Source organism: Nocardia rhizosphaerae (assembly GCF_042650365.1).
GTDB classification, from domain to species: Bacteria; Actinomycetota; Actinomycetes; order Mycobacteriales; family Mycobacteriaceae; genus Nocardia; species Nocardia rhizosphaerae.
Genome location: NZ_JBHSBA010000007.1, coordinates 75,304 through 96,405, shown reverse-complemented (window position 1 = coordinate 96,405; position 21,102 = coordinate 75,304). Strand labels below are relative to the sequence as shown.

Here is a 21,102-nt window from a genome sequence, read left to right as displayed (position 1 = left end):
GGTAACACCAAACCCAGTGGTTCACTCTTGCAACACGAGCAATCGCAGAGCAAGCGCCGTTATCGAACTGTGACGGCAGGTCCGGTGCGGCATCAGCGCTGGTCAGGTGCCCAAATGAGCGGGAGAAGGGCCGGTCACGCGACGTCGGGCAGTTGCCGCAGCGAACGCAGCGCGTAGTGCACCCGAGTCTTCACCGTGCCGACCGGAACACCGAAATCGGCGGCGACCTCGCGATACCCGCGATCGCGCAGGATCACCTCGACCACCGCCGCGCGGTGCGCCTCGGAGAGCCGGGCGAGCAGCTGATCGACGAGCAGCCCGTCGACGAGCCCGTCCACGAAATCGCGGCACCCCACCTCGACGAGCTCGTCCCAGCCGACATCACCGGGCCGGACCGCGCGCGCCCGCACGATATCGACGACGACATTGTGTTCGATCGCCAGCAGCCAGGTCCGCACACTGCCCTTGCGCTCGTCGAAATCACCGCACGCGCGCCAGCCACGCAGCAATGTCTCCTGTACGGCATGCTCGGCGAGGCCGGGATCGCCGAGGCCACGCAGCGCCCGCCAGTGCAGTAGCCCGCGGTCGGCGGCCAGCACCCTGGCCAATCCGTCGGTGGTACACAGTCGCGCACAGTGCGCACCGCAGGTTTCGTCGGTCATATGGGGACATCGCGCACGACCACCCCGATGACAACAGTGGCCTTAAGCGACTCTTCAGGATCCTGCTGGCCCGCCACGCGACACTCTTTTCGCGAGCCCGGCCAGGGCCTGCTCCAGGAGGGGGGAGCAGGGCCGCCGGGCTCGCTCATTTTCCTGATCTCGGCCGATCCACGACGCGGGCGGCCCTCAGGCGACGACAATCGCGGGCGAGGAGCGAGAAACATGGACATCCATGCATATCCGACCGACGCGCGCACGCCGGTCGATCAGACCGAGGCCACCCGCCTCGCCGCGGCCGAGCTACCGGCGCCTGCGCCGTGGACCGAGCGACATGTCGCCGAGTTCGACACCGGTTTCGTCGTGTACGACGCCAGGCCGCAGCGCGCCGCGGCGGGCCGGGCGCAGCCGGTCGGCGGCTCGGTGTACGTCATCGACCGGGCGACCGGCGCGGTGTCGTTCTGGCCGAGCTATCCCTGCGCGGTGATCGCCGAGCTGTACGCCGCCCGGCGGGTCGTGGTCGCGGACGGCTGGCCGGAGCAGGACGAATAGGCAGCATCCCTACGGAGCCGCTCGCGCGTCTAGGCTGGGGGCCGAGCGGGGCGCAGGCCGTTGACCAGCCACAACCCCCTTCTCGCACGGAGTGATCAAGAACGAATTGCATACATAGCGATGTGTGCATACTATTGCGACGGATCGAACCGCACGGATAGGGATGACGCGATGGGCGCAGGGCACGGACACGACCACCACAAGGTGTCGGCCGACAGCGATCGACGCTGGCTGGCCGGCGCATTGGCGGTGATCGTCACCTTCCTCATCGGCGAGGTGATCGTCGGCATCGTGGCCGATTCGCTGGCCCTGCTCTCCGACGCGGCGCACATGACCACCGATGCCGCGTCCATCGTGCTCGCCCTGCTCGCGATCCGGCTCGCGGCACGGCCGGCCACCGGCCGGATGACCTTCGGTTGGAAGCGGGTGGAGATCCTCTCCGCCCAGGCCAACGGCCTGACACTGCTACTGCTGGCCGCCTGGCTCGGCTACGAGGCGATCCGCAGGCTGTTCGAACCGCCGGAGGTGCACGGCGCGCTGGTGCTGATCACGGCACTGATCGGCATCGCGGTGAACGTGCTCGCCACCTGGATGATCAGCCGCGCCGACCGGTCGAGCCTCAATATCGAGGGCGCCTATCAGCACATCCTCAACGACCTGTTCGCCTTCATCGCGACGGCCGTGGCCGGCCTGGTCATCATCCTGACCGGCTGGGTGCAGGCCGACGTGGTCGCCACCCTGATCGTGGTGGCCCTGATGGTCAAGGCGGGCATCGGGCTGATCCGCGCGTCGAGCCGGATCTTCCTCGAGGCCGCACCGGACTACCTCGACCCGGAGCAGGTCGGCCGGGACATGGCCGCCCGCGAGGGCGTCACCGAGGTGCACGACCTGCACATCTGGGAGATCACCTCCGGCTCCCCCGCGCTCTCGGCGCACGTGCTGGTCGAGCCCGATCACGACTGCCACGCGGTGCGCGAGGATGTCGCGCACATGCTCGACCACGAGCACCACATCGAGCACGTCACCCTGCAGGTCGACCACGCCAGGCCGACCGTCATCGGGATCGGCGCCACCGAGCCCGAGAACCACTGCGGCGAGGCGCACGGGCCTCGGCACGTACCCAGGACGCACGCCGCGCACACGCACTGACCCGGAGAGGAGGGAAGGCCCCACACCGAACGGTGCGGGGCCTTCTCGTCGGTCTCGCGTCAGCGCAGACCCGGTCGTCTCATCGACCGATGGGGCTTGTTCAGCCGCCGAAGGAACCGGTCCACAGGGTGTCGACCAGCCCGTGCAGGGCGGCGCCCAGGGTGTCGAAAAGGCCGTTCAGGGCGGCGCTACCGGTGTCGATGATAACGGGGATCATAAGAATTCCTCTAATCTCTTCGGTCCCAGCCGGAGCTGGCTTACAGAGGAGGTATCGACACCCGATCGCCTCGGGTTACGGAAATTCCGCATTAGTGACAGCGCTAACAGTAACTCGGATAAACCTATCACTACCTGCGGTTATACCCTCCTACCCGATAGTCCTGAGGAAATTCTGAGAACTCCGTGAGAAATATACTGAGCCATCCGATAAGCCAGGATTTCCGATACCAGGAGAAGGCGAATACCAATCACGGATTGATAATGTTACTTACGGTCTCACCTATTTCCGTGCCGCTGACCGGCCGCCCAGCCACCATCCGCGCCACCAGCACGAGGAAGTCCAGGTGCGCGTGCAGCGCGGCAGCGCTGCGGGCGACCGAGACCACGGTGCTGGTGCCCGGCCGCACCGGCCGCCCGGCGAACCGGTCGCTCAGCCAGTCCAGCACCACCGGCACCACGAGGAACTCCAGCGGCAGATGCGAGCCGCGGCGCACCCGCAGATACTCGACGGTGGCACCGGCCGCCCGGTAGCGCGCGACATGGCCGTCGATATCGGCGACCGCGATCACCTCGTCCCGGACGCCCTGCACCACCAGCAGCGGCGCAGCGGGCGCCCTGGTACCCGGCTCGATATCGGCCAGGATCCGGCGCAGCTCGGGTTCGGCGAGCAGCCCGGCCATGCCTTCGCGCAGGTGCCTGGCCACATCGCGCCGCGCGAACCGCCACAGCAGCGCGAAGGTGGTGCGCTCCTCGGCCTCACCGAGCAGGGCGCGATAGGTGGCGTCCAGGTGCGCGCTCAGCACCGCGTCCAGCTCCGGGTAGGCGCGCCGCAACCCGGCGACGAACGCCGCGGGGAACCCGGCGAACCAGCCGCCGTTGAGCCGCACGAACGCCGCGGCCGGGTTCCCGACCGGCGATCCGGCCGCGGCCCCGACGATATTCAGTTCCGGCGCGTACTCGGCCGCCAGTTCCGCCGCCCACGCGGTGGCGAGTCCACCCCCCGAATACCCCCACAGCGCGACCGCGGCCGCCGCCGACAGGCCGAGCGGCGCGAAACCCAGCGCGGCCCTGATCCCGTCCAGCGCGCGATAGCCGGGCTCCCGCGCCGCGCCGAACCGGCCGCCGAGGCCCTCGTGGTCGGGCACCGACACCGCCCAGCCCTGCCGCAGCGCCATCGCGATGATCGGCAGTTCCAGCGGCGCGATGGACCCTGCGGTCTTCGCTCCGCGCCGCAGCGCGTACGACGGGAAACACTGCGGCGCCACCGCGTCGATCGCGCACTGGAAGGAGACCAGCGGCCGCGGCCGGGTGGGGTCGGCGCCCCACGGCAGCAGCACCGTCGTCACCGCCACCTCCGGCTCCCCGTCCAGATCACAGGTCCGGTACAGCAGCTGCCAGGCCGTGATCCGCTGCGGCACCAGGCCGAACAGCGCGAGCTCGACCGGGCGGGTGCGCACCACAGTGCCCGGCGCCAGCTCGGCCAGATCCGGCGGGGTGCGGTAGAACGCGTCGTCGGGCGGGAGCAGCGGCGCGCGACTCCAGTGCGTCAGCGCGGGGGCGGCGATGGTCATAGACTGCCGCCACCACCGAAGAACCAGGGATTGAATGTGCACGTCACGGCGTGGCCGCCTTCCGGGTCGAGCGCGCGCAGCGCCAGCGAGACAGCGCGCGGGGAGTACATCATGGTCAGGTGGTCGGAGATGTCCTGCTCGCAGCCGTCCTGCAGGGTGATGTTGTCGACGGTCGCCTCCGGCCCCGCGTGCAGGAATCCGAGTTCGAGCGGGTTCATCACCTCGTCATAGCGGGAGCCGACCACCGTGTAGGCGACGCCGGGCACGGTGTCGCCCGCGGCGTTGAGGGTGGTGTAGAACTCCGAGCCGACGGCCTGCTCGATATTGGCGACGCCGACGATCGGCCGGTAGAAGCCGAGAATGTCGATGCCGGCGTTGTTGATCATCCGGCCGAGGGTGGCCATGCCGAGCAGCGAGGTGCCGTGGTGGGTGGCGCCGAAGGTGACCAGCTTGCCCACCTTGTCCTGCCCGCCCCCGAACTTGAGGTAGTGGTTGGCGATGGTGCCGCCCTGCGAGTGGCCCACGATGTCGACCTGTTCGGCCCCGGTCGCGGCGCGCACACGTTCGATGAACGCCGCCACCTGCCCCGCGGAATCGGCCATCGGACCGACTCCGTAACGTCCCGGCAGCACCGCACCGATCCCACCGCCCTCCAGCAACCCGGACTTACCGAAGTTCAGCGTGAACACGCACATCCCGGCCTGCGCCAGCCGCGGGGAAAGATAGGAGAAGGTGTCGTAGGCGTTGAGCCAGGTGCCGTGCAGCAGCACCACCGGACGCGGATGTTCGGCGCTCGGCTTACAGTTCCAGCGGTTGGCGCCGGGCGGCGCCGCGTCGGGGTGCAACAGCCCGTAGGCGAAGGCAGGCAGATAGGCCGACATCTCCGGCCCCTCCCCGACGGCATCGGAGGCGCGGCTGCCCGCGGAACCCGAGCTGGAGCCGGAAGCACTGCCGGTATCGGCGATGACGGTGGGCCTGCGGCCGTCCGGCGTCGCGGTCACGGTGGCGTCGAGGTATTCGGCCATGGAGGCGATGGTCGGTTCCAGGGTCGGCTCCGCGGCGGCGGTGCCGGTCCCGATGACCGAGGCCACGGTGAGTCCCGCGGCGATGCCGAGTCCGCACAGGGTGCGGCGCAGCGGATGCGTCGTTGCGATCATGTGTTCACTTCCGTCGAACCGCGTCGGCCGGCGTTGGCACGGACGCGCTCTGCGAATCTATGACCGGCGCCACACCACTGTCACTGCACGCTGCACCGAGAAAACGGGCGGGCGATTGGCGCGGGAACCAAGTTCTGTGCGTTCTCGACCGGAGTCGCCCATCGGGCCCTGTTCTCGGACACAATCGAGTCATGCTCGCCGAACACCCCGTTTCCGCACCACCCGCGTTGACCGCTCGACTGCTGACCCGCTGGCCCCAGATCGCCGAACGCATGCTCGCCGATGGCCTCGGCGCGACCGCACCCGCCGAGCTGCCACCTGGCCATTTCACCGCGGAGGTACTGCCGACCATCTACGCGTGTGGCCGGGCCGTGCTCGAGGCGATCGCCGCCGAACGCGAGTTCACTCAGGCCGAGGTCGCGACCTTCGTCGCGCCGGTCGCGGAGCGGCACGCCGAGGACCGGTTGCCGCTGCCGATGTTGATGGGCGCCATCCACGGATCGGCGCAGTCGGTGCTGGCCGAGGCGTCGGCGCTGGCCGAGCCGACCGAGATGGACGAGCTGATCCTGGTGGGCAGCAGGCTGCTCGAACTGCTGCGCCACATCAATATGACCGTGGTCGAGACCTACACCGAAGTCGAGCAGTCGATCTATCACGCCGAGCGCGAGGCACGCAGGGAGCTGTGTTCGGCCCTGGTTCGCGGGCTACCCGCCGAGGAGCTCGCCGCCCGCGCCGACACCGTGCTCGCCGACCAGTACACGGTGCTGGCGATCCATCTCAGCGAGCCGGCCCGCACCGGATCCGCCGCCAACCTGGTGACCAGGCGCCGGATCAGGGTGCTGCAGCGCGCGCTCGACGAACTCACCGGCACCACCACCCCGGCCACCTTCGACGGGTCCAACGGCATCGCGTTGCTGAGCAGCAGCTCCGAGACCGATGTGCTCGACCCGGCGCGGTTCGACGAGCTCGCCGCCCGGCTGGCCGAGCAGTTCGGCGTTCCGGTGTATCTGGCCGAGTTCTCCGGCGTGGCCCGCGAGACGATTCCGGCCACCGCGAAGGACGCGATCGAACTGACCGAGCTGGCTCGTCTGCGCGGCAGGCCAGGCGGCTGCTATCGGCTCGACGACCTGCTGCTCGAATACCAGCTCACGCGCCCCGGCCCGGCGCGCGTACGCCTGGCACAGCGGGTCGTTCCGCTGCTCGGCAGCCCACACCTGATCGAGGCACTGGAAGCGCATCTGCGGCACGGCGCCGACCGCAAGACAGCCTCGCGGCGTATTCACGTGCACCCCAACACCTTCACCTACCGGTTGCGCCGGATCGCCGAGCTCACCGGCCTGGATCCGGCCGATCCGAAGGATTCACGGATGCTGGCGGCCGCGCTCACGGTGCATCGGCTCGACGCGGCACCGCGACCCGACGAGCAGGACTAGCCGGTCCGCGGAGTCCTACACTGGAGCCGCGGGACCTGATGGAGGCGGGCCGGTTGCTGCCCGCTGCGCGCCGAGCGCGTCGTCGTCGACGGCGGCGGGTTTCCTCCACCACGTGCGGGTGATCACCGCCGCGAAAGGACTCGCCATGACGACATCGACCCTCCCCACCGACGCGGGCCTGCTGGTGTTGCGCGTCGGCGTCGGCGCGACCATGGCCGCGCACGGCACCCAGAAACTGTTCGGCTGGTTCGACGGCGGCGGCCTCGACGGCACCGACCGCTTCTTCACCGCGAGCGGCTACCCATCGGGCAAGTTCTTCCCGGTACTGGCCGGGCTGAGTGAGACGCTCGGCGGCATCGGGCTGATTCTCGGCCTGTTCACCCCGCTCGCCGCGGCGGCGATCCTCGGCGTGATGCTCAACGCGATGTCGGTGAAATGGGGCGCCGGTTTCTTCCTGCCGAAAGGTATCGAGTACGAAGTGGTCCTCGCTACGGCAGCAGGCGGTCTGGCCCTCACCGGCGCAGGCGGTTTCGCGTTCGACCGGTTCCTCGGGCTGCGCGACTACAAGCTCGCTTATGGCGTCGGCGCCATTGTGCTCGCCTTTGTCGCGGCCGGTATCACATTGCTCATCCGTAATTGACGGACAACGAAAAAACCCGCTATTCGGCGTGTGCTCCGAATAGCGGGTATTCCGTTTCCCGACAAGGAAAGTCTGGACGCGGCGCGCTTTACAGGTAGGCGCCACAGGTCGGCCAGGCGCCGGGGCCCTGGCCTGCGAGCACGTTCTCGGCGACGCGGATCTGCTCCTCGCGGCTCGCATTGTGCGCGTAGCCGGTGCCGCCGTAGGCCTCCCAGGTGCTCTGCGAGAACTGCAGGCCGCCGTAGTAGCCGTTACCGGTGTTGATGCTCCAGTTGCCGCTGCTCTCGCACTGCGCCACGGCGTCCCAGTTGTTCGCCGACGCGGTGGCGGTGGTCAGACCGGCCGGAACGGCGATCATGGCGCCCGCGACAGCGGCGAAACCGAGGGTACGGGTGAACTTGCGGTTGAAAGACATAAGCTTTTCCTGCCTGTGCCCACCGGCTCGGTGTCCGAAATACCACCGCGTCCCTGCCCCTCAGGAATGTCGGGGATCCTCGAATCGCGGAGCAGGCTTTCCGGTGTTCGTCGATTCGATTCGGCTCGGTTGTTGTGCAAGCCGTGAACGAATGTAGCGGGTCCACGACCCGAGATCACATCCTGATCACGCAGCGTTCTGTAGCAACCATTGCCCAAACGAACACTGTTCCGCGCAGGTCTGCCGTTACAAATCCGTAATGACATTACTGTCGTTATAGTGCCGTAATGTGACTGGGATCACCCAGAAATAGTGGCTCCAGTCACGTTTTGTTTCCGGCAATTCGGGCACCGCCTGCGGGTGTAACGCCTGCCGGGGGCCGGGGAACGATCCGCATATGGGAGAGAAGGAGACAACCATGGCTCAGCGTCGTATCCGCAGGACCGTGCTCGGCGTACTCGCGGTGGGGCTCGTCGCCGCGCTCGCGGTCGGGCTGTACCTGTTCCAGCCGTGGCGGCTGTTCACCACGACCACCGTCGACGAGGCACCGATCGCGACCGCGGTGGGCGGTACCCCCGCCCCCGTGCTGGCGACCGGCGAGTTCCTTTCGCACGAGCACGAGACCTCCGGTTCGGTGCAGATCCAGCGCACCGCGGAGGGCACCCTGGTGCTGCGGATCAGCGATCTGCGCACCTCCGACGGACCGGCGCTGCGGGTCTGGCTGACCGATCAGCCCGTGATCGCCGACGACTGGCACAACTTCGACGACGGCGCGTACGTCGACCTGGGCACTCTGAAGGGCAATGTGGGCAACCAGAACTACGAACTGCCCGCCGGTACCGATCTGTCGACGCTGAAGTCGGTGAGCATCTGGTGCGCGCGCTTCCACGTGTCGTTCGGCGCCGCCACCCTCACCACGGCCTGAGCGGGGATTCAGGCGGGACGGTGCCAGTCCCGGAACGCCGTGAGCAGGGTGGCACGCATCTCACCGGTGAGGTGTTCGGGCGCCGGCCCACCCAGCTCACGGCTGGTGCGGCGGATCTGCTCCAGGTACACCTCGCAGCCGTCGCACTCGCCGATATGGGTGCGGAACCGCCGCTCGGTCTCGTCGTCGAGGACGCCGTCGAGGAAGCGGGTGACCAGCTCGACGAATTCGTCGCAATCCATGCCAACCAGCCCTTCTCGCATCGCTTCACCCAGCATATCCACGCTGTGGCCTCGTCCTTTCAGAGCCCGCGGCCGCCACGGTGTTACGCGGTCAGGCCAGCAGGCGCCGTTCGGTGGCCACCGCGACCGCCGCCGCCCTGGTGTCGACGCCGAGCTTGTCGTAGATGCGACCCAGGTGGGTCTTGACCGTGGCTTCGCTGATGTGCAATGCGCGAGCGATTTCGCGATTGCCGAGGCCCTGGGCGAGCTGGCCGAGGATGTCGCGCTCGCGAGCGGTGAGGGTGGGGCCCGGATTGCGCATCTTGGCCATCACCTTCGCCGCGACCGGTGCCGACAGCGTGGTCTGCCCACTCGCGGCGGCGTGGATGGCCGCGAACAGCTCCTCCGGCCGTTCGGCCTTGAGCAGATAGCCGGTGGCGCCCGCCTCGATCGCGCGGGTGATGTCCGCGTCGGTGTCATAGGTGGTCAGCACGAGCACGTGCGGTGCGGGAGCGGGCTGGGTGGTAATCCGCCGGGTCGCCTCTACGCCGTCCATGTCACCGCCGAGCTGCAGATCCATCAGCACCACATCGGGCCGCAGGCTCGCCGCGAGCGCGACCGCCGATGGGCCGTCGGCCGCCTCACCGAGCACCTCGATCTCGGGTGCGCTCGACAGCAGTGCGCGCAGTCCGGCACGGACGACGGCATGATCGTCACAGATCACCAGGCGCACGGGGGGATTCACAAGCGCCGATGCTAGCGCGCCCACCGATGATTCCCGGCCACCCGGCACGGCACCACCGGCCTGCGCTCGGCCACGGCCCGCGCCGCTCACGACGTCGACCGACCGGGCGAGCGGGGCCCGACACGCTCCCTACCACCGGCAGAGCGGCCGGTGTGGCCGCGGTTCATCCCCCGAGTGGGATCGCGACCGACAGCACGGTGCCGTCACCCGGAGCCGATTCGATCGCGCAGCTACCACCGAGCTGGTGAACCCTGGCCCGGATCGCGGGGAGCCCGTGGCCCCGGTGCCCGGCGGGCGTGGCGCGGCGAGCGGGGTCGAAGCCGCGACCGTCGTCGGCCACGTCGAGCACGATCTGGTCGTCGAGGCTGGTCAGCGTGATGGTGGCGATCGTCGCCTCGGCGTGTTCACGCACATTGGCCAGCGCACCCTGCGCGACCCGCAGCAGCGTGGCTTCCACTCGCTGCGGCAGCGGGCCCGGCACGCCCTCGACGTGACAGCGCACGGTGAGCCGGTCGGTGGTCTCGCGGGCGGCGAGAGCACCGAGTGCCGCGGCGAGCGAGCCGCCTGCGGCCAGGTCGGCGGGTGCCAGGTCGTGCACGAAACGGCGGGCCTCGGCGAGGTCGCGTTCGGCTATCTCGGCGGCCGAGCGCAGATGGGTGCGTGCCAGCTCCGGATCGGTGTCCCACACCAGGTCGGCGGCCTGCAACAACATGCGCTGACTGGACAGGCCCTGCGCGAGGGTGTCGTGGATCTCCATGGCGAGTCGTTCGCGTTCGGCGAGGGTGCCTTCCCTGCGTTCGGTGTCGGCCAGTTCCTGTCTGGTGCGGACCAGGTCGTCGATGAGCGCGGCCTGTCGTTCGGTCTGCCTGCGCATCCCGATGAACAGCACCGTCGTCACCGCGGCGACCGCGGGCGGGGCGAGCACCAGGTTCGGGTCGAGCCAGCCCGCGATGCGCACCTGGCTCACCACGACCAGCGCGGTCAGCACCACGACCAGCGTCACCGCCACCCGCACCGACAGGATCCGCAGCCCGGTGTACACCAGCGGGACCGCGCACCAGGCGAAACTCGGCGCGAGCACCACCAGCACCGACCAGGTGGCCACCAGCAGCGCGAACCACACGATCCGATGCGAATGCCGCAGCTCGCTCATCGCGTACAGCACCGCGAGGGACAGCGCGAGGGACACGACCAGCGGGGTCGAGCTGGTCTCGCCGTGCCGGATCAGCCAGCGCAGGAGCGAGGCGCTCAGCAGCACGTAGAACGCGCTGTACACGATGACCGGGAGCAGCCGGGTGTCGTCGGGCTGCTCGCCGAGCGTGCTGCGCATCGGCTACCTCCGTCCATGTTCGCGATCGGCAAACCGCCCCATTCTCTCCCGCCGGCCGGCCGCCGCGGGTCATCCGATCGGTCGACACCCGGGTGATCCGATCCGGCCGCAGAAGTACAGCCACTTCGTCGATTCGCCGCAGCCGTCGGCCGAACAGGATGGATATCGACAGGCCAGGGCACCGAGCCGGCCGAGATCCGATCAGGAGCAGCAGATGACCACCAAGCCGAGCACCCGCAACCGCCTCATCGTCGCCGGCGCCGCCACCGGTGTGATCGCCGCAGGCGTCGTCGGCGTGGTGACCGTGCAGGCGCAGAACCCGGACCCCGCCACCCGCACCCCCGTGGTGGCCGATGCCGCCGACGCCAACCTGACCCAGTCGACCCACCTGTCGATCGCGGCCGCCACCAAGGCCGCCCAGACCGCCCTGGACGCCGCGGCGAAGGAGAACCAGCGCGTGAGCGTCGCCGTGGTCGACCGCAACGGCAATGTCATCGTCACCCTGCGCGGCGACGGCGCGGGCCCGCAGTCCTACGACGCCGCCCAGCAGAAGGCCTACACCGCCGTCTCCTGGAACACCCCGACCACCGAACTCGCCAAGCGCCTCGAGTCGGCCCCCCAGCTGGCCGACATCGACGGCACCCTCTTCCTCGGCGGCGGCGCCCCCGTCAAGGCCGATGGCGCCCCGATCGCAGGCATCGGCGTGGCAGGCGCCCCCAGCGGTGATCTGGACGAGAAGTTCGCCCAAGCGGGTGTGGCCGCCCTCGGCGAGTAGCCCGGCCGGTGCCCGCGCCGCGGGTCAGCTTTCCAGCTGGCTACGAATCGCCACGAAGTCGCGGGCGATGTCGGCCTTGGTCACGCCGACCCAGACGATCTTGCCGAAGCTGTTGTCGGCAACCCAGGAACACAGAGCTGACGGCCCCTGATCGGTGACCGCTGTGGCGCACCGCGCGATGCCGCCGAGCGGTCCCGCATCGATCGACGTCACGTCCTGCGGTGTCGTCCCGACCGTGTCCGACAGCAGCAGCTCCACATTGGACTCGGGATTCTTCAAACCCGAGGCCACCACGTGCACCAGGAGCTCGGGTTGCGTACGCGAGTGCCCGTAGATGGCGACCACCGAATCGACGTCTTCGCCGTAGCCGCGCTGCACGGCCGCCAGCTCACCGAGCGTGGCCGGATCGGAGATCCGCGGAATACCTTGGAGCGCATCGGGTTCGGTCAATCGCACCGCGCGGCTCTCGGTACCGGACGGTGTCCACAGATGCGCGAGGCCACCGCCGGCCAGCGTCAGTCCGATCAGCGCACCGGCCGCGCTACCGAGCAGGATCCACAGATTTCGACGTTTCGGGGTTCGCGCTGCAGACGATTCGGCCGAGTTCAAGTTTCCCCTCCAGTGTCCGACCCCGAAATCCTATCGGTTCCACCATCGTTTCGCTGCCGAAATCCATCGCCACGCGACCCGTCCGCTATTCCGCTCGTCGCGCGCGAGCCCGCCGCTTGCCTTCGTGCATGGCCTGCACTCGTGCGACCGGAATGGTATGCCCCTCCGCTACCAGGTCAGCCGGAAGCCGCTGTGGTGCGGGCATTTCCGACTCCCATGGGTCGGCACCGCCCAGTAGGTCCGGTGCGGTGCGCACGGTGAAATCGGCGGGGGTCACGTCATCGAGATCCGCCCAGCGCAGCGGGCAGGACACGGTGACGCCGGGGCGGACGCGTGGGCTGTAGGCCGCGGCGACGGTGGCGCCGCCCGCGCGGGTGGCGTCGAGAAAGACCTTGCCGTGCCGGTCTTCCCGGATGAACGCGGTGGTGCCGACCGACGGATCGATCCGCTCGGCCCGCGCCGCCACCGCGCGGGTGGCCGCGGCCGCGTCTTCCACATCGGTGCCGGGCACCACCGGGACGAAGACGTGTAAACCCTTGGAACCACTCGTTTTCACCGCACCGGAGAGTCCATCGGCGGCCAGCGCCGCCTGGATCAACCTGGCACCGGCCACGGCGTCGGCGAAGGTCTGCCCCGGCGCGGGATCGAGATCGAGGACCAGATGGGTCGGTTCGGGCGCGGACTCCGCGCGGTACAGCGTCGGGTGATATTCGACCGCGCGCTGATTGCCGAACCAGATCAAGGTCGGCAGGTCGTCACACAGCGCATAGGTGATCCGGCGCCGCGAACTCTCCGCCCACACGGTCGTGCGTGGCACCCATTCCGGCGTGTACTTCGGCAGATTCTTCTGCACGAACGGTTCCTGGCCGGGCCGTACCCGCACCACCGACAGCGGCCGTCCCCGCAGCACCCGCAGCAACCGCTCCCCCACGAACTCCAGGTAGTCGATCAGATCGCGCTTGGTCGCCTCGGCACCGTCGAACAACGGCTGCTCGAGATTGGACAGTTCGACACCGTGCCGCAGTTCGCCCGCCATCGCTCCACCGTAGTCCGATCCCGGCGGCACGGGAGGTCGTCACCCGCCTGGAGCGCAACAGCGGGTTCCCCGTTCGAGCGGATCGACCGCCGCGCCCACGGTCGACCGACGCGACCCGAGGTCAGCGCAGCGGCGGCGCGATCCGCTCACCGACAGCCGGTGACCAGCCGTTTTGGTTGAACGCCCGGTCGTCGGCTATCGTATGACGGCGCGGTTCACCCAGTGGATCGCAGTTCTGGCCCCGTCGTCTAGCGGCCTAGGACGCCGCCCTCTCAAGGCGGTAGCGCGGGTTCAAATCCCGTCGGGGCTACGTCGAAACTCCCCGGTCATCGTGACCGGGGAGTTTTTTCATGTCCGCGCCCATGCAACATATTGACAGATGTTGCGTTCTCCATACACTGTGGGAAACGTTGCAGCAGGGAGGTGTCATGACCGAGCAGACCCCGCTGGGCAAGCGGCTCGACGATCTGGCCGCCCGCCCCGACGCGATCACCGCGTTCAAGGCCGCCCGATCGGGGTTCCTCGCGGGCCGCAGGCTGGAGATGAAGGAGCTCGCCGACGAGCTCGGGGTCAACCGCGCGACGCTGTTCCGCTGGGTCGGCGGACGCGACGAACTGCTCGCCGAGGTGATCTGGTCGGTCGCCGAGCCCACGCTGCGCCGCGCGATCGCCGCCAACCCCGGACACGGCGCCCACCGGATCGCCGCTGTGCTAGGCGATTTCGCGCAGGCGGTCAACACCTCCGATGCGTTCCGCCAATTCCTGCGCCGCGAGCCCGAACGCGCGCTGCGGCTGCTCACCACCCAGGCCGGGTCGGTGCAGCGCCGCTTCGTCGTGCTCATCGCCGACCTGCTCACCGCCGAGATCGCCGCGGGCACCCTCGATCCGCCGCTGCCGGTGCCGGAAGCGGCGCTGCTGCTGGCGCGGATCTCCGAGACCTTCATCTACGCCGATGTGATCAGCGGCGAGGAACCCGACGCGGCCAAGGTCGTCCAGGCGTCGCTGGTTCTGCTGGGCGAACGGCCCGACCGGTAGGAACCGAAAGGAAAACCATGCAGCGCACCATCTTCTCCGAGGACCACGAGGCCTTCCGCGCCTCCGTCGCCGAATTCGTCAAGCGCTCGATCGAGCCCAACGCCGAACGGTTCATCGAGGAACGGGCGATCGATCGCGAAACCTGGCTGGCGGCAGGCGAACTCGGCTACCTCGGGCTCGGTGTGCCGGAGGAGTTCGGCGGCAGCGACGCCGGCGACTACCGTTTCGCCGCGGTGCTGGGCGAGGAACTGGCCAAGGCGAGCGCCGCGGTGGCATCCTCGTTCGGCATCCACTACGACGTCTGCGCCCCCTACCTGGTGGAACTCACCACCGACGAGCAGAAGCGGCGGTGGCTACCCAAGTTCTGCACCGGCGAGCTCGTCACCGCCATCGGCATGACCGAACCGTCCGGCGGATCCGACCTGGCCGCGCTGAAGACCACCGCGGTGCGCGACGGCGACGACTGGATCATCAACGGCTCGAAGACGTTCATCACCAACGGTTTCAACGCCGACCTGGTGATCGTCGCCGCGCGCACCAGCCCGGAGAAGAAGGCCAAGGGCATCACCCTGTTCGCGGTCGAGACCGGCATGGCCGGCTTCACCCGCGGCCGCAAGCTCGACAAGGTGGGCCAGCCCGAATCCGACACCGCCGAACTGTTCTTCGACAACGTCCGCGTCCCCGACGCCAACCGGATCGGCGAAACCGACCGCGGCTTCATCGCGATGATGGAACGCCTGCCGCAGGAACGCATCGGCGCCGCGATCTCCAATACCGCGCACGCGGCGGCCATCCTGGACGAGACCCTGGCCTACGCCAAGGAGCGCAAGGCGTTCGGACAGCAGATCGGCAGCTTCCAGTACAACAAGTTCCTCTTCGCCGAACTGGTCACGAAACTGGAAGTGACCCAGGCGTTCGTCGATCAGGGCATCGCCGCGCACGCCGAAGGCAAGCTCTCCGCGGTCGACGCCGCCAAGGCCAAGTGGTGGTCGGCGCAGGTGCAGAACGAGATCCTCGACGCCTGCGTGCAGCTGCACGGCGGCTACGGGTACATGCGTGAGTACCGGGTCGCGCGGGCGTGGATGGACGCGCGCGTCACCAAGATCTGGGCGGGCTCCAACGAGATCATGAAGGAACTCATCGGCCGCGAGCTCGGCCTCTAGGACGCCGCCGACCCGGTGGCCCCACGCGTGACCGCGCAGGGCCACCGGGAGTCGGCGCGCGTCGAGGTAGTGCGTCGCGCCCGGCGAGTAGACCACCGGGCGCGACGCGACGCCGGTCAGTTCAGGATGATCGGCAGCGCGGCCAGATCGTTCTGGGTGAGCACCGGCAGATTGCCGAGCTCACTGTCGGGCACGGCGAGCCGCAGGTTCGGGAAGCGGGCGAACAGCGCGGGCAGCGCGATGGCGGCCTCGAGCCGGGACAGCGCGGCGCCTGGGCAGATGTGCGGGCCGTAGCCGAAGGCCAGGTGCCGGTTGGCAGTCGGGCGGGTCACGTCGAACTCGTCGGCGGTGTCGCCGTGCACGGCGGTGTCGCGGCCGATGGCGCGGTAGGACATCACCACACCGTCGCCCTTGGCGATCACCGTGTCGCCGACGGTGATGTCCTCGGTGGCGAAGCGCATCAGCAGGTGCGAGACCGGGCCGTCCCAGCGCAGCGACTCCTCGATCACCTGCTTCCATTCCACATCGCCGGCGAGGACTTTCGCCAGCTGCTCGGGTTCGTTGAGCAGTGCGCGCACTGTATTGACGATCAGGCTCACCGTGGTTTCGTGCCCGGCGGCGACGAGGGCTTTGATATTGCCGATCGCCTCCTCCTCGGTGAGCGGCTCACCACCTTCGGCGTCGGCGACGACGAACGCCGAGGTGAGGTCGTCACCGGGGTTCGCGATCTTGCGGCGCACCTGATCGGTGAAGTACACGTCGAGATCGCCGATCACGCGCAGGCGCTCGTCCTGCGGCGTCATCACCGAGAAGAACTTCTTGTACCAGTCGAGCAGCTGCGCGTGATCCTCGCGCGCGACGCCCATCAGGTCACCGACCACGCGCATCGGCAGCGGATAGGCGAAGACCGCTTTGAGGTCGACCGGCGTGCCGTCCGCACCCGCGGCTTCGAGATCGTCGAGCAGTTCGGCGGTGAGCCGCTCGATGCTCGGACGTAGCTCCTCCAGCCGCCGCGGCGCCAGCGCCTGCGCGGTTTTGAGGCGCAGCCTGCGATGCTCGGCACCGTCGACGTTGAACATCGAGCGATCGACATCGACCATGCCGATCAGCGGCCACTGGTCGGTGACCACGCCGTCGGTGTACAGCTTCCAGGCGTTGATGTCCTTGACCAGCCTGGTGTCGGTGGTCAGCTGCCGGGCGATGGCGTGATCGGTGACGGTCCACGCGGGCACACCGAGCAGGTCGATCGTGGTGAGCGGGCCTTGGGCGCGCAGCCGCGCGGTCTCCCCGTCGAGGTCACCGACCATGGGATCGATGGCGAATGGGCATTGCGAACTCACGAGGAACCTCCGACGGGTCTAACTGGTGTGCAACGAAACTGCCTGGCAGTGCGGCCTCTTCACGACTGCCTACCCGACAGGTCTGACCGGGGTGAAACGAACGGGCAGCGCGGTCATGCCACGCAGGAAAGCCGAAGGTCGGCGGGTGAGCTGGTCGACGGGCACCGCGAGGTCGACATCGGGGAGCCGGTCGAGCAGCACCTCGATTCCGGTCCGCGCGATGATCTCGGCGATCTGCTGCGCCGGGAACGGGCAGCGGTATTCGCCGTAGCTGAACGCGAAGTGGGCGTTGTTGCCGGTGGGCACCGTGTCGCCGTCGGCGAACGATTGGCGGACGTGCGGGTCGAGATTGGCGGCGGCCAGGCCGAGCAGCAGCATGTCACCGGCGCGGATGGTCTGGTCGCCCAGCCTGGTGTCGCGGGCGGCCCACCGGCCCGCCAGGATCGAGGTGGGGCCCTCTTCCCAGAGGACCTCGCTCATGGCGTGACCGACGCTGCGCCGTCCCCCACCGAGGGCGGCGGCGAAGCGGTCGTCGACCAGCATCAGCCGCATGGCGCTGCCGATCCAGTCCGCCGTCGGAAGCTGGCCCGCCGCCATGATCGCCATCAGGTCGTTCATGTACTCCTCGTCGGTGAACGACTCGGGATCGGCGAGCATCAGCGACACCAGATCGCCTGCGGGACGCGCCTTCTTCACCGCGACCAGGCGCGCCATGTGTTCGGCGAATCGCGCGTGGCCGAGGTGGGCGTCGGCGCCGCCGTCAGCGAGTGCCTTCATGACCTGGACCAGGTCGGCGGCGTCGGCATCGGCGAGGCCGAGAATCCGGCTGAGCGCGAGAACCGGCAGCGCCTCGGCGAATTCGGCGACCAGGTCGGCGGTGCCGCGACCGCAGAAGCGATCGATCAGCCCGTCGGCGAGCTCCTCACAGGCGCGGCGCAATTCGAAGTGATCGACCGCGTCCAGTGCCGGTTCCACCATGGCCAGGTGCCTGCGATGCTCGGCACCGGCGGTGAAGTAGATCGACGGCATCGGACGCCCGACCATCGGCAGCAGCGGCCAGTCCTCCGGCACCCGCCCCCACTGATTCCACAGCGACACATCGCGCGGGAACAGCAGCGGATCGCTGGTCACCTGATGCAGTTCGCGGTAGCCGATGACCAGCCATGCGGGGAACCCGCCCGGCAGTTCCACCGCGACCACCGGGCCGTGCTCGCGCCGCATCCGGCGATAGACCTCGTGCGGTTCGATATGGAACTCGGGTCCGCTCAACGGCACGGCGCCGGTGATCGGGCAGGCACCGGTGGGTGTACTCATGCGATGGTCTCCCCTTGCGGTACAGCGGAATACAGGTGTTCTACCAGCGCGATGAGCACTTGTTTGCTCGATTCGCGCGAACGCGCGTCACACATCAGCAGCGGCACCGCCGGATCGAGATCCAGCGCATCGCGCACCTGCTGCGGCGGATGCGAGTCACCGAAGTCGTTGCAGGCCACCACGAACGGGGTGCCTTGATGTTCGAGCCGGTCGATCGCGTACCAGGAGTCGCTGATCCGGCGCTGATCGACCAGCACGATGGCGCCGAGCGCGCCGGTGAACAGCCGGTCCCACAGGAACCAGAACCGTTGCTGCCCCGGCGCGCCGAACAGATACAGCACATGTTCGTCGTCGAGAGTGATGCGGCCGAAGTCGAAGGCGACGGTCGTGCTCGACTTGCCAGGCACCGCACCGGCATCGTCGACACCGACCGACATATCGGTCATCGTCGCCTCGGTGTCGAGCGGCCGGATCTCGCTCACCGACCGCACCAATGTCGTCTTGCCGACGCCGAATCCGCCGATCACGACGATCTTCAACCCGTGCTGTGCCGTGCTGTGCAGCGGTGCCAGCGACCGCTCCGGCGCGGAATCAGAGCTTGCGAAGTCCAACGAGCACCTTCTCGAGGGTGGAGGCATTCAGCGACATCGCCGCCGACAGCGGGGGCCGGACGGTGATCTTGCCCATGTGCTGCAGGTCCGCGAGCAGTACCGTCGCGACCCCGACCGGCACCCGCAGCTCCGCCGCGATCTCCACGACCGCGGTCGGTGCCCGGCACATGTCCAGGATCGCGACCTGCTCCGAGGACATCCCCGCCGACGGACCCGATTCGGTGACGATCAGGGTGACCAGGTCGAATTCGTCGGTGGCGGGTGCCCGGCCGCCGGTCAGCGTATAGAACCGGTCGGGGTCGTCGTCGCGGCCGGGCCTGGTCAATTCGGCGCTCCGCGTCTCGGCTGGGCGGCCATATGCTCGCCGAGCTGTTCGACCAGCTCGTGCATGGTGTGCCCGACCAGGCCCGCGTCGGCGTCTTCGGCGGTGACGACCGCCAAGTGCGCGCCGCGCCCCGCCTCGACCACGAACAGGATGCCGCCGTAGAACTCGGTCATCGACTGGCGCACACCGCCACGCCCGTCACCGAACTCGACGGAGGCCCCGTGCGCCAGGCTCTGGAACCCGGCGGCGATCGCGGCGAGCTGGTCGGCGCGATCGATGTCGAGTTCGGGGGTGTGGCAGATCTTGAGGCCGTCGCCGGACAGCAGCAGCGCGTGCCTGGCGCGTGGGGTGCGGGCGATCAGCTTCTCGAGCAGCCAGCCGAGATTCGTCGAGGCTATGGTGGTCATCGGTCCTCCGTTGGGTGGGGAGCTGGGGCTTGCCCTCGGCTCGGCGCCGACCGCTGGAAGGCACCGAGGGCAGCCGGTTTGGCCGGCGCGGTGTCGGCGACCGGGGTGGTGGACAGCCCGTCGGGGTGGACCTTGGCCAGCGTGTCGCCTCTGCGTCGTTTGGGCAGAGCGGGTGAGGTGGACACCGTGGGCGCGGCGGTGTCGGCCGCGTGCGCTCCCCTGGTGTCGGCGGTCCTGGCGTGTCGCTCGCGTGGGGTCGGCGGGTCGAACTGGCTCAGGGAGTCGAACGGGTTCAGCGTGGTGAGCTGAGGTTCGGTGGAACGCGGTGTCGGCGCTGACATTCCGGTGGTTCCACGGCTGCGGCGTTCGGCGCGGGCGGTGAGCTCGCGCGGGACCACGACGACGACGGCGGTGCCGCCGATCGCCGACGGCCGGTAGGAGACGGTGAGTTCGTGTTTGCGGGCCAGGTGGCCGACCACCGCGAGGCCGAGCCGGGTGCCCGACAACGAGGTCAGGTCGGTGCCCTTGCCCTTGTGGTCGCGTCCGCTCACGGCGGCTTCGGCGCGGCGCAGCGCGGACTCGCTCATCACCAGGCCGCTGTCTTCGATCGTGATCACCACGCCCGCGGGCACTTCCGCGGCGTAGACGTGCACCTCGGTGGTGGGCGGGGAGAAGTTGCAGGCGTTGTCGAGGAGTTCGGCGAGGGTGTGCATCACGCCTTCGGCGGCGTGCCCCACGATGCCGACCTCGGCGACGGCCCGCAGCCGCACGCGCTGGTAGCCGGCGACGCGTCCCATGGCGCCGCGCAGAATCGATTCCATCGCAATGGGTTTGGCCCAGCGGCGACCGGTACGGGCACCGCTGAGCACCGCGATGCTGTCGGCGAGTCGCCCGGTCTGGGCGGTGCGGTGGTCGATGTGGAGCAGGTCGGTGAGCACGCGCGGGTCGGCATGGCGGTGTTCCATCTCGCGCAGTTCGGCCAGCATCGAGGTGGTCATGGCCTGGATGCGGCCCGCGGCACCGGCGAAGGCGGCGAGCGCGGCGGCGCCGCGGCGAGCGTTCTCCTGTGCCTCCCAAGCGTAGTGCGTGGCGTGGTCCTCGGCCTGGGCGATCCGCTGACTCGCCTCGGCGATGGTCGCGGCCACCTGCTGTTCGGCGCGTCGGGTGACCTCGGCGGCGTTCCTGGCCGCGGCCCGCTGCCGCAGCGCGACGAAGATCGCGGGGCAGGCCACCAGCGTGAAGGTGAGCGCTCCCGCGAGCACCGGGAACCCGATCAGCGGCGGCGCCATGACCACGGCGATACCCGCGATCACCGCGACGGCGATTCCCACACCGAGCACCACGTATCCGGCGCTCTCCGCGGTGGATTCGGGGGTGCCGCTATCCGGCGCGACCTGCGCCTTCGGCTCGACTTCCGCAGTACTCACCGGCCCCCAACCACCCATCGTCGAACCAATCACACGGCACGAGAG

At 69.0% G+C, this 21,102-nt stretch carries 22 protein-coding genes, 1 tRNA gene and 1 pseudogene; 9 read left to right on the top strand and 15 right to left on the bottom strand.

What is annotated here, in order from left to right:
- Window positions 1-134: 134 nt before the first annotated feature.
- Window positions 135-662 (bottom strand): sigma-70 family RNA polymerase sigma factor, encoded by a 528-nt coding sequence (locus tag ACFOW8_RS15335; protein ID WP_378551291.1) that lies wholly within the window; start codon window positions 660-662, stop codon window positions 135-137.
- 222 nt (window positions 663-884) lie between these two features.
- Between ACFOW8_RS15335 and ACFOW8_RS15330 the strand changes: the two genes are divergently transcribed.
- On the top strand, window positions 885-1,211 hold the full coding sequence (locus ACFOW8_RS15330; RefSeq protein ID WP_378551290.1) for a hypothetical protein: 327 nt from the start codon (window positions 885-887) through the stop codon (window positions 1,209-1,211).
- Between the two features lie 171 nt (window positions 1,212-1,382).
- Complete coding sequence (locus ACFOW8_RS15325) at window positions 1,383-2,360, top strand: cation diffusion facilitator family transporter (protein WP_378551289.1); 978 nt, start codon at window positions 1,383-1,385, stop codon at window positions 2,358-2,360.
- A 467-nt stretch (window positions 2,361-2,827) separates the two neighbouring features.
- Here ACFOW8_RS15325 and ACFOW8_RS15320 read toward each other — a convergent pair whose 3' ends face one another.
- Entirely contained in the window at window positions 2,828-4,150 is a 1,323-nt protein-coding gene (locus ACFOW8_RS15320) for a lipase family protein (RefSeq protein ID WP_378551288.1), read from the bottom strand.
- The gene (locus ACFOW8_RS15315; RefSeq protein WP_378551287.1) at window positions 4,147-5,307 is read right to left on the bottom strand and encodes an esterase/lipase family protein; all 1,161 of its coding nucleotides are present in this window, start codon (window positions 5,305-5,307) and stop codon (window positions 4,147-4,149) included. The genes ACFOW8_RS15320 and ACFOW8_RS15315 overlap by 4 nt, the downstream gene beginning before the upstream one ends.
- 191 nt (window positions 5,308-5,498) lie before the next feature.
- Here ACFOW8_RS15315 and ACFOW8_RS15310 point away from each other — a divergent pair, with 191 nt between their 5' ends.
- Both ACFOW8_RS15310 and ACFOW8_RS15305 read left to right on the top strand, forming a co-directional pair.
- Window positions 5,499-6,740: a PucR family transcriptional regulator gene (locus ACFOW8_RS15310; RefSeq protein ID WP_378551286.1), complete on the top strand. Its 1,242-nt coding sequence runs from the start codon at window positions 5,499-5,501 to the stop codon at window positions 6,738-6,740.
- Window positions 6,741-6,885: 145 nt separating this feature from the next.
- Window positions 6,886-7,380, top strand: a complete 495-nt coding sequence (locus ACFOW8_RS15305) for a DoxX family protein (RefSeq protein ID WP_378551285.1) — start codon at window positions 6,886-6,888, stop codon at window positions 7,378-7,380.
- Between the two features lie 91 nt (window positions 7,381-7,471).
- Here the strand turns inward: ACFOW8_RS15305 and ACFOW8_RS15300 are convergent.
- A pseudogene (locus ACFOW8_RS15300) lies at window positions 7,472-7,795 on the bottom strand (transglycosylase family protein); the annotation flags it as partial.
- A 418-nt stretch (window positions 7,796-8,213) separates the two neighbouring features.
- On the opposite strand from ACFOW8_RS15300, the gene ACFOW8_RS15295 reads away from it, so the two are divergent.
- Window positions 8,214-8,720, top strand: coding sequence for a DM13 domain-containing protein (locus tag ACFOW8_RS15295; RefSeq protein ID WP_378551283.1), 507 nt, complete (start codon window positions 8,214-8,216; stop codon window positions 8,718-8,720).
- Window positions 8,721-8,728: 8 nt separating this feature from the next.
- On the opposite strand, the gene ACFOW8_RS15290 is transcribed toward ACFOW8_RS15295, so the two are convergent.
- From ACFOW8_RS15290 to ACFOW8_RS15280, 3 genes are all read right to left on the bottom strand, one after another.
- The gene (locus ACFOW8_RS15290; protein WP_378551282.1) at window positions 8,729-8,983 is read right to left on the bottom strand and encodes an anti-sigma factor family protein; all 255 of its coding nucleotides are present in this window, start codon (window positions 8,981-8,983) and stop codon (window positions 8,729-8,731) included.
- A 70-nt stretch (window positions 8,984-9,053) separates the two neighbouring features.
- Window positions 9,054-9,686 (bottom strand): response regulator, encoded by a 633-nt coding sequence (locus ACFOW8_RS15285; RefSeq protein WP_378551281.1) that lies wholly within the window; start codon window positions 9,684-9,686, stop codon window positions 9,054-9,056.
- 163 nt (window positions 9,687-9,849) lie between these two features.
- Entirely contained in the window at window positions 9,850-11,016 is a 1,167-nt protein-coding gene (locus tag ACFOW8_RS15280; protein ID WP_378551280.1) for a sensor histidine kinase, read from the bottom strand.
- 214 nt (window positions 11,017-11,230) lie between these two features.
- On the opposite strand from ACFOW8_RS15280, the gene ACFOW8_RS15275 reads away from it, so the two are divergent.
- Window positions 11,231-11,791: a GlcG/HbpS family heme-binding protein gene (locus tag ACFOW8_RS15275; protein ID WP_378551279.1), complete on the top strand. Its 561-nt coding sequence runs from the start codon at window positions 11,231-11,233 to the stop codon at window positions 11,789-11,791.
- A 24-nt stretch (window positions 11,792-11,815) separates the two neighbouring features.
- On the opposite strand, the gene ACFOW8_RS15270 is transcribed toward ACFOW8_RS15275, so the two are convergent.
- The gene (locus tag ACFOW8_RS15270; RefSeq protein WP_378551278.1) at window positions 11,816-12,400 is read right to left on the bottom strand and encodes a hypothetical protein; all 585 of its coding nucleotides are present in this window, start codon (window positions 12,398-12,400) and stop codon (window positions 11,816-11,818) included.
- A gap of 85 nt (window positions 12,401-12,485) precedes the next feature.
- Entirely contained in the window at window positions 12,486-13,436 is a 951-nt protein-coding gene (locus ACFOW8_RS15265) for a DNA polymerase domain-containing protein (protein ID WP_378551277.1), read from the bottom strand.
- 237 nt (window positions 13,437-13,673) lie between these two features.
- On the opposite strand from ACFOW8_RS15265, the gene ACFOW8_RS15260 reads away from it, so the two are divergent.
- The 3 genes from ACFOW8_RS15260 to ACFOW8_RS15250 all read left to right on the top strand — a co-directional run bounded on the left by ACFOW8_RS15260 (window position 13,674) and on the right by ACFOW8_RS15250 (window position 15,633).
- Window positions 13,674-13,746 (top strand) — tRNA-Glu (locus ACFOW8_RS15260).
- Window positions 13,747-13,864: 118 nt separating this feature from the next.
- Window positions 13,865-14,470: a QsdR family transcriptional regulator gene (locus ACFOW8_RS15255; RefSeq protein ID WP_378551276.1), complete on the top strand. Its 606-nt coding sequence runs from the start codon at window positions 13,865-13,867 to the stop codon at window positions 14,468-14,470.
- A gap of 17 nt (window positions 14,471-14,487) precedes the next feature.
- Window positions 14,488-15,633, top strand: coding sequence for an acyl-CoA dehydrogenase family protein (locus ACFOW8_RS15250; RefSeq protein WP_378551275.1), 1,146 nt, complete (start codon window positions 14,488-14,490; stop codon window positions 15,631-15,633).
- Window positions 15,634-15,749: 116 nt separating this feature from the next.
- Here ACFOW8_RS15250 and ACFOW8_RS15245 read toward each other — a convergent pair whose 3' ends face one another.
- The 6 genes from ACFOW8_RS15245 to ACFOW8_RS15220 form a co-directional block, all read right to left on the bottom strand.
- Window positions 15,750-16,973 (bottom strand): cytochrome P450 family protein, encoded by a 1,224-nt coding sequence (locus ACFOW8_RS15245; protein WP_378551274.1) that lies wholly within the window; start codon window positions 16,971-16,973, stop codon window positions 15,750-15,752.
- Between the two features lie 69 nt (window positions 16,974-17,042).
- A complete protein-coding gene (locus tag ACFOW8_RS15240) occupies window positions 17,043-18,287 on the bottom strand; it encodes a cytochrome P450 (protein ID WP_378551273.1) in 1,245 nt (414 codons plus the stop codon).
- The gene (locus ACFOW8_RS15235) at window positions 18,284-18,898 is read right to left on the bottom strand and encodes a GTP-binding protein (RefSeq protein ID WP_378551272.1); all 615 of its coding nucleotides are present in this window, start codon (window positions 18,896-18,898) and stop codon (window positions 18,284-18,286) included. The genes ACFOW8_RS15240 and ACFOW8_RS15235 overlap by 4 nt, the downstream gene beginning before the upstream one ends.
- A complete protein-coding gene (locus tag ACFOW8_RS15230) occupies window positions 18,879-19,223 on the bottom strand; it encodes a DUF742 domain-containing protein (RefSeq protein ID WP_378551271.1) in 345 nt (114 codons plus the stop codon). The genes ACFOW8_RS15235 and ACFOW8_RS15230 overlap by 20 nt, the downstream gene beginning before the upstream one ends.
- Entirely contained in the window at window positions 19,220-19,630 is a 411-nt protein-coding gene (locus ACFOW8_RS15225; protein WP_378551270.1) for a roadblock/LC7 domain-containing protein, read from the bottom strand. The genes ACFOW8_RS15230 and ACFOW8_RS15225 overlap by 4 nt, the downstream gene beginning before the upstream one ends.
- Entirely contained in the window at window positions 19,627-21,057 is a 1,431-nt protein-coding gene (locus ACFOW8_RS15220) for a sensor histidine kinase (RefSeq protein ID WP_378551269.1), read from the bottom strand. The genes ACFOW8_RS15225 and ACFOW8_RS15220 overlap by 4 nt, the downstream gene beginning before the upstream one ends.
- Window positions 21,058-21,102 lie beyond the last annotated feature (45 nt).

What these genes read in the sequence shown, in the direction of transcription:
- ACFOW8_RS15310 (WP_378551286.1), top strand. Translation starts at nt 5,499, where the DNA reads ATGCTCGCCGAACACCCCGTTTCCGCACCACCCGCGTTGACCGCTCGA.
- ACFOW8_RS15335 (WP_378551291.1), bottom strand. Translation starts at nt 662, where the DNA reads ATGACCGACGAAACCTGCGGTGCGCACTGTGCGCGACTGTGTACCACC.
- ACFOW8_RS15280 (WP_378551280.1), bottom strand. Translation starts at nt 11,016, where the DNA reads ATGCGCAGCACGCTCGGCGAGCAGCCCGACGACACCCGGCTGCTCCCG.
- ACFOW8_RS15295 (WP_378551283.1), top strand. Translation starts at nt 8,214, where the DNA reads ATGGCTCAGCGTCGTATCCGCAGGACCGTGCTCGGCGTACTCGCGGTG.
- ACFOW8_RS15330 (WP_378551290.1), top strand. Translation starts at nt 885, where the DNA reads ATGGACATCCATGCATATCCGACCGACGCGCGCACGCCGGTCGATCAG.
- ACFOW8_RS15320 (WP_378551288.1), bottom strand. Translation starts at nt 4,150, where the DNA reads ATGACCATCGCCGCCCCCGCGCTGACGCACTGGAGTCGCGCGCCGCTG.
- ACFOW8_RS15305 (WP_378551285.1), top strand. Translation starts at nt 6,886, where the DNA reads ATGACGACATCGACCCTCCCCACCGACGCGGGCCTGCTGGTGTTGCGC.
- ACFOW8_RS15290 (WP_378551282.1), bottom strand. Translation starts at nt 8,983, where the DNA reads ATGCGAGAAGGGCTGGTTGGCATGGATTGCGACGAATTCGTCGAGCTG.
- ACFOW8_RS15265 (WP_378551277.1), bottom strand. Translation starts at nt 13,436, where the DNA reads ATGGCGGGCGAACTGCGGCACGGTGTCGAACTGTCCAATCTCGAGCAG.
- ACFOW8_RS15255 (WP_378551276.1), top strand. Translation starts at nt 13,865, where the DNA reads ATGACCGAGCAGACCCCGCTGGGCAAGCGGCTCGACGATCTGGCCGCC.
- ACFOW8_RS15315 (WP_378551287.1), bottom strand. Translation starts at nt 5,307, where the DNA reads ATGATCGCAACGACGCATCCGCTGCGCCGCACCCTGTGCGGACTCGGC.
- ACFOW8_RS15325 (WP_378551289.1), top strand. Translation starts at nt 1,383, where the DNA reads ATGGGCGCAGGGCACGGACACGACCACCACAAGGTGTCGGCCGACAGC.
- ACFOW8_RS15275 (WP_378551279.1), top strand. Translation starts at nt 11,231, where the DNA reads ATGACCACCAAGCCGAGCACCCGCAACCGCCTCATCGTCGCCGGCGCC.
- ACFOW8_RS15240 (WP_378551273.1), bottom strand. Translation starts at nt 18,287, where the DNA reads ATGAGTACACCCACCGGTGCCTGCCCGATCACCGGCGCCGTGCCGTTG.
- ACFOW8_RS15225 (WP_378551270.1), bottom strand. Translation starts at nt 19,630, where the DNA reads ATGACCACCATAGCCTCGACGAATCTCGGCTGGCTGCTCGAGAAGCTG.
- ACFOW8_RS15250 (WP_378551275.1), top strand. Translation starts at nt 14,488, where the DNA reads ATGCAGCGCACCATCTTCTCCGAGGACCACGAGGCCTTCCGCGCCTCC.